13 protein-coding genes are annotated in these 14,591 nt (G+C 36.2%); 4 read left to right on the top strand and 9 right to left on the bottom strand.

Going from position 1 to position 14,591, the window contains the following annotated elements; genetic code table 11:
* Positions 1–94 precede the first annotated feature (94 nt).
* From pseG to Q4493_RS01165, 9 genes are all read right to left on the bottom strand, one after another.
* Positions 95–1,852, bottom strand: coding sequence for a UDP-2,4-diacetamido-2,4,6-trideoxy-beta-L-altropyranose hydrolase (pseG, locus tag Q4493_RS01205; protein ID WP_303448761.1), 1,758 nt, complete (start codon positions 1,850–1,852; stop codon positions 95–97).
* Between the two features lie 2 nt (positions 1,853–1,854).
* Positions 1,855–2,538, bottom strand: coding sequence for a pseudaminic acid cytidylyltransferase (gene pseF, locus Q4493_RS01200; RefSeq protein WP_368506775.1), 684 nt, complete (start codon positions 2,536–2,538; stop codon positions 1,855–1,857).
* A 101-nt stretch (positions 2,539–2,639) separates the two neighbouring features.
* Positions 2,640–3,749 (bottom strand): 3-deoxy-7-phosphoheptulonate synthase, encoded by a 1,110-nt coding sequence (locus Q4493_RS01195; RefSeq protein WP_303448759.1) that lies wholly within the window; start codon positions 3,747–3,749, stop codon positions 2,640–2,642.
* A 111-nt stretch (positions 3,750–3,860) separates the two neighbouring features.
* Entirely contained in the window at positions 3,861–4,688 is an 828-nt protein-coding gene (locus Q4493_RS01190) for a hypothetical protein (RefSeq protein WP_303448757.1), read from the bottom strand.
* 30 nt (positions 4,689–4,718) lie between these two features.
* The gene (locus Q4493_RS01185) at positions 4,719–5,831 is read right to left on the bottom strand and encodes an FkbM family methyltransferase (protein WP_303448755.1); all 1,113 of its coding nucleotides are present in this window, start codon (positions 5,829–5,831) and stop codon (positions 4,719–4,721) included.
* Between the two features lie 15 nt (positions 5,832–5,846).
* Complete coding sequence (locus Q4493_RS01180; RefSeq protein WP_303448753.1) at positions 5,847–6,722, bottom strand: aldo/keto reductase; 876 nt, start codon at positions 6,720–6,722, stop codon at positions 5,847–5,849.
* Positions 6,719–7,870: a UDP-4-amino-4,6-dideoxy-N-acetyl-beta-L-altrosamine transaminase gene (pseC, locus tag Q4493_RS01175; protein ID WP_303448751.1), complete on the bottom strand. Its 1,152-nt coding sequence runs from the start codon at positions 7,868–7,870 to the stop codon at positions 6,719–6,721. Before pseC ends, Q4493_RS01180 begins: the two co-directional genes overlap by 4 nt.
* Positions 7,867–8,868, bottom strand: a complete 1,002-nt coding sequence (gene pseB / locus Q4493_RS01170; RefSeq protein ID WP_303449088.1) for a UDP-N-acetylglucosamine 4,6-dehydratase (inverting) — start codon at positions 8,866–8,868, stop codon at positions 7,867–7,869. Before pseB ends, pseC begins: the two co-directional genes overlap by 4 nt.
* A gap of 235 nt (positions 8,869–9,103) precedes the next feature.
* A complete protein-coding gene (locus Q4493_RS01165) occupies positions 9,104–9,397 on the bottom strand; it encodes a hypothetical protein (protein ID WP_303448750.1) in 294 nt (97 codons plus the stop codon).
* Positions 9,398–9,687: 290 nt separating this feature from the next.
* Between Q4493_RS01165 and Q4493_RS01160 the strand changes: the two genes are divergently transcribed.
* The 4 genes from Q4493_RS01160 to fliE all read left to right on the top strand — a co-directional run bounded on the left by Q4493_RS01160 (position 9,688) and on the right by fliE (position 14,514).
* The gene (locus Q4493_RS01160) at positions 9,688–11,169 is read left to right on the top strand and encodes a sigma-54 dependent transcriptional regulator (RefSeq protein ID WP_303449086.1); all 1,482 of its coding nucleotides are present in this window, start codon (positions 9,688–9,690) and stop codon (positions 11,167–11,169) included.
* 155 nt (positions 11,170–11,324) lie between these two features.
* Complete coding sequence (locus Q4493_RS01155) at positions 11,325–12,530, top strand: PAS domain-containing sensor histidine kinase (RefSeq protein ID WP_303448749.1); 1,206 nt, start codon at positions 11,325–11,327, stop codon at positions 12,528–12,530.
* Positions 12,517–13,857 carry a sigma-54 dependent transcriptional regulator gene (locus Q4493_RS01150; protein WP_303448747.1) on the top strand — a complete coding sequence of 447 codons (1,341 nt, stop codon included), beginning with the start codon at positions 12,517–12,519 and terminating at the stop codon, positions 13,855–13,857. The genes Q4493_RS01155 and Q4493_RS01150 overlap by 14 nt, the downstream gene beginning before the upstream one ends.
* 321 nt (positions 13,858–14,178) lie before the next feature.
* Positions 14,179–14,514, top strand: coding sequence for a flagellar hook-basal body complex protein FliE (fliE, locus tag Q4493_RS01145; protein WP_303448745.1), 336 nt, complete (start codon positions 14,179–14,181; stop codon positions 14,512–14,514).
* The last annotated feature ends 77 nt before the right edge of the window (positions 14,515–14,591 follow it).

Below are 14,591 nucleotides of genomic sequence, written 5' to 3'. Positions count from 1 at the left end.
TTATATCTAACGGCCAATTTATTATCTGAACGTAAAGGATTTGCTTTTTTGTTTTAGTGACTACTTATGCTAATCATCTTAATTCATAACAAGTTCACTTGCTTTTGTTATCCTGTTCATTGATATAAGTCACATAATAAAAATCTTGTGAATCGGCGTCTTTAAAAAGTGTTTTTATTGCTAAATGATATGCATGCTCTGTACCAACATCAGTAAACCCTAGGTATTTATTGAGTAGCCGTACAAATTTATTTTCTCTATGTATTACAGCAAGCCATGGTGTATCAGGATAGTATTCATTGCAAAGTGCTAATTGCCAATTCAGCGCAAGTAGGGCTTCTTGAAAGCCTAATTCTCGTTCACATACAAACCAACCACCAATTAAGTAATTTTTATTTTGGACATTTTTAATTTCATGCCAAATATACAATATTGGTTTGCCGTTATGTGAGAGTAAATAAGATTCCCGTTTAGCATTAAACCACCAAGAATAATGTGATAGTAAAGGAATTGGCTCTGCTTTTATCATGTTTTGACAATTACTTGGCAGATTTCTACTGGTTAAATAATGATTAATATCACTATCATTGACAGGCCTTAGTTGATAATTCTCTGGCAAGCTGATGAAATCACTAACCATTTCAGGTGAAAAAGTGTCTTGTTGTATCTCGATATTTTGCTTTGACAGTAAATCATGATTAATGGCTGGCGCCATGAGTTCAAGGTTGTTAGCTGCTGCTTTGTCATAAGTTAGCAGTGCTTGAGCAACTCTATTCGTGCCCATTCCGTCTATTTTTACGTCGGCATTTTGTAATAAGTGCAAAATTCGCGGATAGGAATTTGCAATACTATTGATAAATTGAATTAAAATATCAGGTGAAATGTCAGAAATTTTATCTAAATGAAAATAATGACCTAGTTGTTCTAGTTGTTGTCTTTCTGAGTCTTGATTTTCTGCGATAGCAAATGTTAACGCAGGAATATTTAATGCGAGCAGTTGATATAATATGCCACCAGCAGCACCTATATATAAGTGAGTTTGTTGTAGGTAAGGGAATAAATTTGTTTCACCTATAATTAATTTTACGTTTTCGATATCATTATATGTTTCAATAAATGAATCAGAATTGATCGCTAACGGCCCAAGGATTACAAGAATTTTAATATTGAAATTCAACAGATTGGAATTAGCTAAAACATTATCGATTAATTGTTGGCACTGCGATATATCACCGCCTCCACCTAAACCAAACATCACGGTAAAACATGAAGTTTCATGCTGGTTAATAGCAAATGCTTTGTCCTGCTTGTTAATCGGGCGAGTGTTGTTTGGTAACTTCATTTGATATTGTTCATTTAATAGAACATAGGCTGGACCTAGCAGTTTTACTGCTTTTTTGGGAACTAACTGATCATAAGCATTATCGGTATTATTGCCTCGCCATTTCATATCAATTAAGAGATCACACTTGTGCTCCCTTAAAATGTCGTCAATGGCAAGCAACACTATGTCATGTTTACTTTGTGCTTTTACCAGGGTCTCCCAGTCTTTAGCAAGTCGATAATCATCAACAATGACATGAGTTGCTTGGTACTTATTGAGTAAATGAATAAAAAGGCTTGCGTCTTGTTCTGATGAAATTTCTGATTGAATTTCATTGTATAGTGATTCAACCTTTGAGTTTGCTAAAAAAGCTTCTATCTTAGGTTCAATAAAATCGAGGACAAAAATAACCTCTGCATTTCGTGCTAATAGTTGTTCAGCAAGTTGTAAGCAACGCACTAAATGACCAATTCCGGTATAGCTCCCAGCATTGGTTCTAATTAATATGGTTGAAGAAGTTGCAGTCATGATTAATCGGCCAAATTTTTTAGCGCATTAAACATAGCTTCAGCAAGAACCCAATCGTCATTGTTATCAATATCATGAACTTCATACTTAGGGAGAACATACGGGATTGCTGCTTCAGAAAACATACACTTTTCTGATAAAAAACCTTCCGCTGTGCCCCAGTAAAACTGGCCAGCATCAAAGAATGCGGGGGTTAAGTCTTGTGTACGAATGCCAAAGGAGTCAGGATCAAACATTTCGATAGTTTGAGAGTGTGAAATACTAAATGCTTGCTGTATCGGGACAGGGTATTCACATACTCCAAAGCAGTATATTTTTTCTGTTTGTGAAGTTAATACCTTAAAAGCTTGTTTTAAAGATGACGCTTTAACAAAAGGGGATGTACCATAAAGCGTACAAACATATTTAGCGGGTGTACCTGCTGTTTTCAACCAGTTAATGGCATGATTGATCACTTCCAACGTACCGCAGTGGTCATCAGAAAGCTCATCAGGTCTGATAAATGGAGTTAAAGCACCATATTCTCTAGCGATTTGGGCTATTTCAGCATCATCAGTTGAAACGATTACTTGGTCGAAACATTGTGATGTTAAAGCAGCTTCAATCGAATAAGCAATGATTGGTTTTCCACAAAAATCTTTAATATTTTTTCTTGGAATTCTTTTACTACCGCCTCGAGCGGGAATGATACAAACGTTAATTTATCACCTACTTATATACAATTTTATTTGCTGAATATCTGTTGAGTATATTGATAATTATGACTAATTTCACCCAGTATTTATGGTTAACTTACCAGATAACTTTTATTGTTCGATCGGCGTTTGATAACGGCATTTGCCAAAGTTGAGAAAATTTCTTGGCTTTGTTTAAGATTTATACAAGCATCCGTTATACTTTGGCCATAAGTAAGATTTTCAACATCTTGTAAGTTTTGTCTCCCTTCGACTAAAAAACTTTCTAGCATTACACCGAATACGTCAACTGCGCCATCTGCGATACGTTGTGAAATATGATCAGCAACTAAACTTTGGTTAAGGTGATCTTTTTGGCTATTACTATGGCTACAATCAACCATTAATTTTGTATGGGCTTTAGCATAGTTAAGTTTTTTAACACTTTGACTTATATCGTTATCCCGGTAATTTGGCTCTATTCCGCCACGTAGTATTAAATGGCTATTTGGGTTTCCTAAACTTTGACACGTTGATAGCTGGCCATTTTGATCTGGAACTAATAAAACATGGCTATGTTTAGCACTTACCATAGCATCAATCGCCACTTGCACATTACCATCAGTGTTATTTTTAAAGCCAACAGTAAAGTCTACAGAAGAGGCAAGTTCTCTATGCACTTGACTTTCAGTTGTTCTTGCCCCTATTGCTGCCCAGCTAATCAGGTCTTGCGTATATGCTGGAAATAAAGTACTGAGAAATTCAGTTGCTACAGGTAGGCCAAGTTGATTAATATCGATTAAAAGTTTTCGAGATATTTTAAGGCCTTGATTAACATTAAATGTGTCATCTAGACTGGGGTTGTTTATTAATCCTTTCCAGCCGATAGTTGTCCTAGGTTTTTCTAAAAAGACCCGCATTACCATTAATAACTCATGTTGATACTCTTTTTGAAGCACTTGTAGTTTTTTGGCATATTCAAGTGCAGCAATAGGATCATGAATTGAACAAGGTCCGACAATCACTAAAAGTCGATCATCTTCTCCTTTAGTGATGTCTATAATATCTTTACGACTTTGTTTGATAAAGCGCTGTGTTTGAAGAGGAAGAGAAAACTCCTGCTTCAAATCTGCAGGAGTTATTAATGTTTTAACTGTATTTTTAATCTCAAATAGCTTTGCTAATTTATTGTCTTGAGCAAGAGTCGTCGTTCGTTTAAACATTCTTTTATTACTCTTTTACACAGATACCTTAGGTTTATATCGGTAGAAATATAAAAAAGTTTAATGTTTTCGAATATTTCGACTCTCCTGTTAAGCCCAATTAAATAGTAATTAATCAAATCGACGTGTTAGTTTTAAATCTAAAGTTTCTGGGTATTCTTCAATTGCCCATTTGTTTTCTTCCCAATCAAAGGGACAGCGTTCTTCAACCGAATTTAAGTCTTCGTCATCTTCACCAGCCAAATTGACTAAAGGTAGACCTATCTGGGTAACCATTAACGTTGATAAAAGGTGATCTTGCTGCCAATGTATTCCGGTTATTTGGCGATTAGGGCTTTCCCAACCGGTATGATCGGCACTGCCATGACCGCAACGTCCTTCACTTTGTTCAAATAACACCTTTTGCCAGCTAGGATTTCTAATAAACTTTCTGAATGCTCTTACCGTTTCAGTTTTACCGCTACTTCGAGCTAAACGTCCCCAGTTGGCGCAATATTCTCCATTATCTAGAACAACGATGGCTTGAGTTGCTTTTGCGCTAATAGCTTCTATTACTTGTTTTCGTGATATACCGTCGTTAACAACAATTGACCAAGCCTTGAATTCAAAGATAATATCGCCAATTTCACTGTAATCTTGTGCTTTTAATATTGTCAGATCAAAGTGTTCATAGGCAGCCATTGCTTGCTTTATATTGTTTGTTACTTTTACAGAAAATCCTGATTTTTCTGCTAATAAACATAAATCACTAATAAAAGCATCATCACTTTCAATCGTTAATACTTGGCATTTTTTTTGTAAGAAATATATCGTTGAGTTTCCGCCACCCCATTCTAAAACAGATAGTTTTTGCTTAATTAAATCGGGATACCACTTAAATAAATTATTTAAAAAGTGAATTGAAGCGTCAGCAATCCAAGGTGTAATTCTAAGAAACATAGTATTACCTGTTAAGTTATAGGGTTAAAATTATGTGTTATTTATACGACTTTTATCAATACAGTATAGGGTTAATTCAAAGCCATGGTGTCCATGCTGTCTAAGGTACATTTGATAATTTGGATTTAATGCTTTTAAAGCTTGAGGAATTTGCCAGATATGTGCCGGGTGATGATAGCATGATACGGCGATATTAGGTTTTTGCTGCTTGATTATATTACTGGCGCCGTTTATTACGTCTAAATCAGCTCCTTCAACATCTATTTTGATCAAGTTGACTTCAGAACAAGCAAAGCTATCGTCAAGTTTGACAATAAATATTTCACAATCACCCTCATCACTTATATGTGAAGCGGCGCCATCTCCTGAAGAAAAGCGAATAACTTTATTTGTATTACCCACCCCCATTGGAAAACAGTTAATGCTTGCTTTCGCATAGTTTTTCTTAACATTGGTCGCAACTTTTACGAGTTGATTATAATTTTCTAACTCAGGCTCAAATGCTTTATATGAGATTATGCTATTACCTAACTTATTGAAAAATTGTGTAATAGTGTCACCATCGAATGCGCCACAATCCAATACATGAAGCGCTTTGAACCCTGCGGACAAATTTATATTTTCAGGGAAATACTCTTCACCAAAATCTGTTTTTATGTAATTTTTAACATCACAGTTTTTTCTGAAATTATAGATATTTTCTAATAAGTTTTTACTTCTATCATCATCAAAATATTGAATGACAGTTTCAAAGGCTTGCTGATTTATGTAATCTTCATCATCAGGTTTACGCCATAGTAACCCGTCTGAAGCAACCTTTTTTAGTGCCTCTGGAAATATAGCCATAACTTCAAAAGGGGGGATTAAATTTGCAAACCCCATATTTGATAACTCTTTATAAAGTACTTCGTCAACATCAGGTGCTAAAGGAGGTAATAAAACGGCAATATATATCGTTGCCTCAGTTTTATCTTTAGCCGTTATTTCTTCAGGGCGAAACATGTACTTACCTAAGACTCTATCTCTTGGTGCGTAAGCATCGATAAATTCATATTCGATATGTTGTTCATCAAATAATTCAGCTAAAGCAATACCTAAGTAAGACGCGCCATAAATAAACTTTTTGTTTGTTTGATTATCCATTTTTTTCGTCCTATGTTATGGCCAATTTACCGGTGATAAAATACTTTCATCAGCGAGTGAAAATTTACTGATATTGCTCAGCTCTACCTTAGTGTTAAATGCTTTAATAAGCTCTTGAAGTTGTAATTGTGTGTTTACACCACAAACGACTTCTTTTATTTGCGGGATACTTTTAATAAATCCTAAAGCTAATTCAGCGATAGAAGTTCCTTGTTGTTCAGCATGTTTTTTTAATGCGAATAACGGCTTTTTTGCTGAATTAAAAAAGTCAGGTAAAGTTTCAGGTTCAGTAAAAAACAGTCCTTGTAAGAAAACTGAACGGGCATGTACTTCAATATTTCGTTCTGCTAATTTAATTAAAGTACCATTGTGTAATAATCGTTGGTCGAAAATATTAATAGGGAGTTGAATAATATCGATATCAAAATGATTGATTACTTGTTCAATTTGCTTTTTATGGTACACAGACACACCAATTTTCTTTATTTTACCTAACGCCTTTTGATGTTGAAGTGCTTGATATATTGTTTCACCACCGGGTTTAAATAAGTCATCACATTGATGGACAAGTACACCATCAAGTATTGGAGAATTAAGCAAAGCAGCGGAACGTGCTAGGGATGCCGACAATAAACGGATGTGTTGTGAGGTAATAGTTGCTTCTGCAAAAGCCGGTGTTTTAGTGATAATTTGAAACTGATCGGCTACCTTAGGATAATTACCTATGACCGATTCAGCATTGCCATAACTACAAGATGTATCAAGGGTAGAAATGCCTGACTTTTTAGCTAAAGATAATATATTGTGACATTCTTTGGTCGACGTTTTTCCCTCTATGTTGTTGATACCATAGTCAAGACCAAATTGAACTGTCCCTAGAGCAAGCCTCATAGTAATGATTTTACCTTATCAATTACATATTGTTGTTCACTCTCTGTTAAACCTGGATACAAAGGTAAAGAAAGTGCACGTTGATAATATGTTTCAGCTGCTGGAAAATCACCTAATTTAAAACCTAATTCTTGATAGTAAGGCTGAAAATGGACAGGAATATAATGTACTTGCGTAAATATTTTATTGGCTCTTAGTTGTTCGATAAATGTTTTATGTTTAGCACTGTTTTGTTCATGTAGTTGAATTACATATAAATGGTACGCAGAGTAACACTGACTATTCTGTTTTAACGGGGTGATATTTGTCTGTTCAAAGGCAAGATCATATTGTTGTGCTAGTTGATTACGTTTTTTGACAAATTCATCAACTTTTTCTAATTGGCTAAGCCCTAATGCCGCTTGTATATCAGTCATTCTATAATTAAAGCCAAGATCAATTTGTTGATAATACCAAGGACCATGACTGTGTTCTGTCATTTTATTTTGATCAGAAGTAATGCCATGGCTTCTTAGTAATTGCATCTTTTCAGCTAACTCAGCATCATTTGTTAAGGCCATTCCACCTTCTGCACTTGTCATTATTTTTACAGGATGAAAACTAAAAACAGCAATATCACTGAATTGACAACTACCTATGGGGTTATTCTTATATTGGCCACCGATAGCGTGAGAAGCATCTTCAATAATTCGAAATTTATACTGAACTGAGAGCGCTTTAATGGCTTGCATATCACATGATTGACCTGCTAAATGAACAGGGATCACGACTTTAGGTAACCTATTATTTAGTGCCGCTTCTTCTAGTTTTACGGTTAAGGCTTCAATTGACATGATGCCACTATCTTTATCAATATCGACAAAATCGATAGTGGCTTGACAATAAAGCGCACAATTTGCAGATGCAACAAAAGTAATTGGTGTGGTCCAAACAATATCTCCTTTGCCAACATTTAGGGCTAAACAAGCAATATGTAATGCAGCTGTAGCACTGCTAACGGCTACAGCATTATTGCTGTTACAGTAACTTGCAACTGCTTGTTCAAAAGCAGGAATTTTGGGGCCTTGTGTCAACCAGTCTGATTGCAATACTTCTATAACCGCATTGATATCTTCTTGAGAAATATTTTGCTTACCATAGGGGATCATAAACAAGCCTGTTGATTAAATTGGGCAATTTCTTCAACGGTTAGATAATCTGGGTTGCTCAGCGAGTCATATTCATAACCTTCAGGAACAAGTTTACCGGACTCATTTAATGCATTGCTAGAGAAGTCATTTTCTCGGCTAAAAAAACGAATTGCCGGAGAAATAACAAAATGATCTGAAAATTCGTATGTGTTGTAACATATTTCGCCAGGACACATGACCTCATGCAATTTCTCTCCTGGACGGATCCCGACAATTTTTTGTTCCAAGTTTGGCGCCATAGCTGTCGCTAAGTCAGTAATTTTAATTGAAGGGATTTTCGGGACAAATATTTCACCGCCGTACATGCGATAAAAGTTCTTTAAAACAAAATCAACACCTTGCTGTAGGGTGATCCAAAACCGAGTCATATCACAATGTGTGATAGGTAAATGATCCGAACCTTCATCTATCATTTTTTGGAAGAAAGGTACTACAGAGCCACGAGATCCTACAACATTACCGTAACGAACCACGGCAAATGAGGTTTTATGCCCACCTGCAATATTATTAGCAGCAATGAAAATTTTATCTGAGGCTAATTTAGTAGCGCCATATAAATTGATGGGATTAGCTGCTTTATCGGTTGATAAGGCAATGACTTTTTCAACATTATTATCTAAAGCTGCATCAATGACGTTCTCTGCGCCATTAATATTGGTTTTAACACATTCCATCGGATTGTATTCTGCAGCAGGAACTTGTTTCATTGCTGCGGCATGAATAACAAAGTCGACACCTCGCATGGCTCTAATTAATCGTTCTTTGTCTCTAACATCGCCAATAAAATAACGCATACAAGGATGGTTAAACACTTGTTGCATTTCAAATTGTTTAAGTTCATCTCTTGAATAAATGATAATTTTTTTAGGGTTATGACTTTTCAGTAACGTTTCTACGTATTTTTTCCCAAATGAGCCAGTGCCACCTGTGATTAAAATACTTTTATTATCGAACATTGATTTGGTCATTATTACCTCATTCATTTTCATGAAACGATTGGTTATCTAGTTAAGCATCACTTTTTAAATTACATTATCAAGTGTATGAAGTGTTAGCCACATAGTATTAAGTAAATTATGTGCTTATCTTTAAATAGAGACAACCGTTTTTTAGCTAACTGTATATTATTGTTAAGCTTAATGTTTAATTAACATGAATATTGGTATTCAACTATCCATTATTCAGTGAAACTTAGTGTAAATGTATAGGTGTATCATCGACAATTAATGACTGACCATTTTTATATGCTCTTGCCATTCCTTGTTTCACAACTTCGTGTTTAATGCTTGTGCTATCTTTAATTTCTTCTGTGAGAAAAAACTCTACTGAGTCCCAGCCTAAATTTTGAATAAATTGTTTTATTTGACTGATGTTGTTTTGGTGATCATTGTCAAGCGTAAAAAGGCCGATATTGTGCCTATTACCTTTTTCAAATTTTTCATGATTTTCAAGGGTACATTTTGCATAACCTGTCATTACAAACATATCGAACTCGCTTTATATCTGATCTAAGCATGACAATTAATTGTCATGCATGTGTATATAAAGAGCTTTAAAGCATAATTCGAACCAATTATTTAAAAGCTTGCACGAGTAAATAAAATAATGGTTAAGTGATGGTAGTCTCAAACATTATTAATACCCTTGTCATTGTAAAGAGCGATAAGTCAATTTAATGACTTTAAAAAGGAAAAGCGTCAAAAGTTTGTTGATAAATTTAAATGGCTCGTTACAATCTAAGTATTAAGTTAAAACTAATTGGTTATCAAAGCATTATGCATGGACAAAAACATATTATTGTCGTTGATAATGATGTCGCGAGACGTCAGCAAATAGCAACGGTGTTATCTTTTGTTGGCGAGCATTATAAAACTTGCGCAGAAGATGAAGTTGTTGATATTTATCAGCAGCAAAGTAATACGTTAATGGTTATTCTTTGTGGAGCGGCTGCGAGTACACTAGCTGATTTTGTAAAAAATAACCCAACTTGCCCATTTATTACTCATGATGTTATTGATCAAGGCGACGTTAAAGGTTGTGTAAATATTATTGGTGAATTAACAACCCCATTAAATTATGCACAGCTCACTGAAATGGTTCACCATTGCCATCAATACCATAATAAACTGCCTCATAAACACGGTAAAAACTCAGGTAATAGCCCGTTATTTCGCTCATTAGTGGGTTCAAGTGAGCCAATGCAACAAGTACGATTTTTAATCGAGCAGGTCGCGGAAACTCATGCCAATGTGTTAATTTTAGGTGAGTCAGGTACAGGAAAAGAGGTTGTTGCGCGTAATATTCATAACCTTTCAAATCGCAATAAAGCGCCATTTGTGCCCGTAAACTGTGGTGCTATTCCACCTGATTTATTAGAAAGTGAATTATTTGGCCATGAAAAAGGGGCATTTACTGGCGCCATTTCTACCAGAAAAGGCCGTTTTGAACTGGCAGAGGGTGGCACATTATTTCTTGATGAAATAGGTGATATGCCGCAGCCGATGCAAGTAAAATTATTGCGTGTTTTGCAAGAGCGTACTTTTGAAAGAGTGGGCGGCGCTAAGAGTATCAAAGCCGATGTTCGGGTTATTGCTGCAACTCATCAAAACCTTGAACAAATGATCAAAGAAGGTGGATTTAGAGAAGACTTGTATTATCGTTTAAATGTTTTTCCAATAGAAACGCCTGCACTTCGCGATCGCAAAGAAGATATTCCGTTATTACTGAAAGAGTTAATTACGCGTTTTGAACATGACCAAGGTCAAACCGTTCGTTTCACTGAGCAAGCAATAGCTTCGCTGCAAGAGCACGCCTGGTCTGGTAATGTCCGAGAGCTATCAAATTTAATCGAACGTATGATCATTATGTACGCAGAGCAAGTGGTGAATGTCAGTGAACTACCCAATAAATATCGTCATATTGATGTAGAAGAATATACGCCGGAGTACCCAGAAGAGTTGCAAGAAAAAGAAGCGATTAATGAGCTTTTTGCTGGCTTTGATTATGACGAAGACGATGAAAATAGCTTCACGGATGATTTTAATGACGAAGAAAGTCGTGGTAATACGGTAGATGTTTTACCAAATGAAGGCTTAAACTTAAAAGAGTACTTAGCGGATTTAGAAGTGTCATTAATCACCCAAGCACTAGATAAAAATGACTGGGTAGTGGCACGTTCGGCAGAATTATTAGGCATGCGCAGAACTACTTTAGTAGAAAAAATGCGTAAATATGCGTTACAAAAAACAGACATTTAATTTCAAATTTCACTGGCTGCACAAGCCAGTGAATTCTCAAAGCCAAATTCTTGACCCTCAAGAATATCCACATAACGCATTGAAATAATTGATTATTATTAGGTGGCACGAAAGCTGCTTTATCAGGTTGATATTAGTAAACCGAGTGAAGCATTATGGTCGTTGCCTATTCAAATCAAACTACAAACAGTGGTACTAGCAGTTCGCATCATCAAACGGTCTTTCCGTTTATTGAACAGTCGCACCTGCACGCTACTTCAGGTTTACAAAAAGAATCTTATAAAGGTGAATTACCTCATCTTAGAAAACAGTCTAGCCAATTAGAGAAAATTATTGATGCAATGCCTACCGGTATGATCATGCTTGATGGCGATGGCGTTGTGGTTAAAATCAATAAAATTGCCAGTAAATTATTAAATGAACCTATTTTAGGTTACCCGTGGTTCGACGTTATTCGTCGTTCTTTTAAACCACGTGCTGATGATTGGCATGAAGTGTCATTAAATGACGGAAGACGTGTCAAGTTAGAAATTTCTGCTTTAGAAGATCAGCCGGGTCAATTGATCATGATCACTGATTTAACGGAAACTCGTTTACTACAAGATAAGTTAAGTCAATTACAACGTTTATCTTCGTTAGGACAAATGGTGTCTAAATTAGCGCATCAAATTCGTACGCCATTATCGGCAGCAATGTTATATGGCGCTAACCTTAAGAACAAAAAATTACAAGACCAAGACCGTGATAATTTTCAAGATAAGCTTATGTCACGTTTGCAAGACTTAGAGCAACAAGTCAATGATATGTTGCTCTTTGCCAAAAGCGGTCAACAACAAGTTGTAGAGCCGTTATCCATTAACGAGTTAGTCAGTGATTCTACTTCAGGATTAGAAGCTTTGATTGAAAAAGCTCAGGCGAACATTACTTTTCAACCTTGCCCTGATGATTGTCATATTCTAGGTAATAAAAGTGCCTTAACCGGTGCGATTCAAAACCTTATCCACAATAGCTTAGAAGTCATTAAAACGAATGCAGAAGTGCAAATATCGTCTTATTGCCACGACCAGTATGCTTACATCAGTGTGAAAGATAATGGCAAGGGTATTAGTGCCGAATTGGCGGATAAAATTTTTGAGCCTTTTTATACCTCAAGGGTACAAGGCACAGGTTTAGGCTTAGCCGTGGTGAAATCGGTTGCTCAAGCTCACCAAGGTACGGTTCATTTATTAAGTAAACCTAATGAAGGTGCACATTTTTGTCTTAAGTTACCTTTATTAGTCAATAAAAACTTGTCGGAAACCAGTGCAAGTACTGAAAGTGAATTTAACTTACCACAGGAGAATGCGCATGACTCAGAGTAAAATATTAGTGGTAGAAGATGACGAAGGTTTGCGCGAAGCATTAGTTGATACACTACATTTAGCGGGCTATCAATGTGTGGAAGCAGACTCAGGTGAAACCGCATTGTTATTACTGAAGAATCAATCAGTTGATCTAGTCGTTAGTGACGTGCAAATGGGCGGAATGTCAGGTTTATCTTTACTTAAGAGCATAAAATCTGCATACCCTAAAATGCCAATGCTGATCATGACAGCGTATGGCACTATCGATGATGCGGTTCAAGCAATTAAAGATGGTGCAAGTAACTACATGGCAAAACCTTTTGCGCCTGAAGTGTTGCTAAATATGGTCAATCAATATGTGCCACTGCAAACGCAAGATGTTTTTGAACCTGTGGTTGCTGATAAAAAAAGCATTGAATTATTAACTTTAGCTAAAAAAGTGGCGACTACGGACGCTTCCGTTATGGTGCTTGGTCCTAGTGGCTCAGGTAAGGAAGTACTTGCTCAATATGTTCATTATAATTCAGCCAGACATGAGCAACCTTTTGTCGCGATAAATTGTGCTGCAATTCCAGAGAATATGCTAGAAGCTACCTTATTTGGTTATGAGAAAGGGGCGTTTACAGGCGCAGTACAAGCGTGCCCTGGTAAATTTGAACAAGCCCAAGGTGGTACGATTTTACTGGATGAAATAACCGAAATGGATTTAGCCCTACAAGCTAAAATTCTTCGAGTACTGCAAGAGCGCGAAGTTGAACGCTTAGCGGGTAGAAAAACCATCAATTTAGATGTGCGTGTGATCGCTACCAGTAATCGCGATTTAAAAGAAGCGGTTAAAGCAGGTGTTTTTCGTGAAGATTTATATTATCGATTAAATGTATTTCCATTAACTTGGTTAGCGCTAGCTGATCGAAGAGACGATATCATTCCGCTTGCTAAACATTTAGTTGAACGTTTATGTCAAAAAAATGGTGATGCGATCCCTGATTTCACCTCGGCTGCGCGTAGTAAATTACTTGCCTATCATTGGCCTGGTAATGTGCGAGAACTCGACAATGTTGTACAACGAGCCTTAATTTTACATAGTGAGCAAAAAATTGATTCAAGTGATTTACTCATTGAAAATTTTGATACACCGGTATTGATTGAAACCCCATCAGAAACCATCAGTGAAGATAAGTTAGGTAATGAATTAAAGTTACAAGAGCACCAAATTATTCTTGATACTTTACAAGCCTGCCAAGGTAGTCGAAAAGATGTCGCAGAACGACTGGGTATTAGCCCTCGTACCTTGCGTTATAAAATTGCGCGCATGCGAGATTCAGGCATACAAATACCGGCATAACACGCCCTAATGATATGAACATCAACAGCGCTTAGTTGTTGGTGTTTTTTGCATGTTTAATATGTAAGATTTTTGCGCGATTTATCGTCTAAGAAAGCTCTCAGCTGGTTAGTTTTTTGAGTATGCCAAACAAAACTTATCCACATTAAGTCAACTTCATCTTCTATGTTGATTTTTGTTTTTTTATTTTAACCTTTTGATTGTTATAGTATTATCTGTTTGCTCTATCCCTCATAACCTTCCTTGAAATTCTTGGCACCTTGTTTGCAGTAACCCGTTATAGCGTTAAATATACAAAATATTGACACAAGCGAGAAAAACATGGATATCAAAACGAATTCACTTTATGCCCAAATGCAAAGTATGCAGCTTGAAGCGACGGGCAATCGTATGTCAAATCTTGAAAACAATATCACGCCCGTTAATCAATCAACGAGCGACTTTGGCAGCATGCTTAAACAAGCCGTTAATGCCGTCAATGATGTACAACAAGAAGCTAAAGAAAAACGCAATGCATTTGAAATGGGTGATAGAAGCGTTACGTTAGCGGATACGATGATCACAGCATCCAAAGCGGGTATAGCGTTTGATGCTACCGTGCAAATACGCAATAAATTTGTAGAAGCATATAAAGAAATTATGTCGATGCAAGTATAGTGTTTTAAGACATTTTTCAAAATATTAAATAATAAATACAACGTAGTAACGCAGTTTTAGTTAGCGGAGAAGTGAAG

Origin of the sequence: Colwellia sp. 1_MG-2023 (assembly GCF_030546755.1) — a bacterium.
In the GTDB taxonomy this organism is placed as follows: Bacteria; Pseudomonadota; Gammaproteobacteria; order Enterobacterales; family Alteromonadaceae; genus Thalassotalea_H.
This window is presented reverse-complemented; position numbering and strand designations above follow the sequence as displayed.

Excerpts from the sequence above, each read along its gene's own strand:
- pseG (WP_303448761.1), bottom strand. The coding sequence starts at position 1,852 with ATGACTGCAACTTCTTCAACCATATTAATTAGAACCAATGCTGGGAGC.
- Q4493_RS01195 (WP_303448759.1), bottom strand. The coding sequence starts at position 3,749 with ATGTTTAAACGAACGACGACTCTTGCTCAAGACAATAAATTAGCAAAG.
- Q4493_RS01190 (WP_303448757.1), bottom strand. The coding sequence starts at position 4,688 with ATGTTTCTTAGAATTACACCTTGGATTGCTGACGCTTCAATTCACTTT.
- Q4493_RS01185 (WP_303448755.1), bottom strand. The coding sequence starts at position 5,831 with ATGGATAATCAAACAAACAAAAAGTTTATTTATGGCGCGTCTTACTTA.
- Q4493_RS01180 (WP_303448753.1), bottom strand. The coding sequence starts at position 6,722 with ATGAGGCTTGCTCTAGGGACAGTTCAATTTGGTCTTGACTATGGTATC.
- pseC (WP_303448751.1), bottom strand. The coding sequence starts at position 7,870 with ATGATCCCCTATGGTAAGCAAAATATTTCTCAAGAAGATATCAATGCG.
- pseB (WP_303449088.1), bottom strand. The coding sequence starts at position 8,868 with ATGTTCGATAATAAAAGTATTTTAATCACAGGTGGCACTGGCTCATTT.
- Q4493_RS01165 (WP_303448750.1), bottom strand. The coding sequence starts at position 9,397 with ATGTTTGTAATGACAGGTTATGCAAAATGTACCCTTGAAAATCATGAA.
- Q4493_RS01160 (WP_303449086.1), top strand. The coding sequence starts at position 9,688 with ATGCATGGACAAAAACATATTATTGTCGTTGATAATGATGTCGCGAGA.
- Q4493_RS01155 (WP_303448749.1), top strand. The coding sequence starts at position 11,325 with ATGGTCGTTGCCTATTCAAATCAAACTACAAACAGTGGTACTAGCAGT.
- Q4493_RS01150 (WP_303448747.1), top strand. The coding sequence starts at position 12,517 with ATGACTCAGAGTAAAATATTAGTGGTAGAAGATGACGAAGGTTTGCGC.
- fliE (WP_303448745.1), top strand. The coding sequence starts at position 14,179 with ATGGATATCAAAACGAATTCACTTTATGCCCAAATGCAAAGTATGCAG.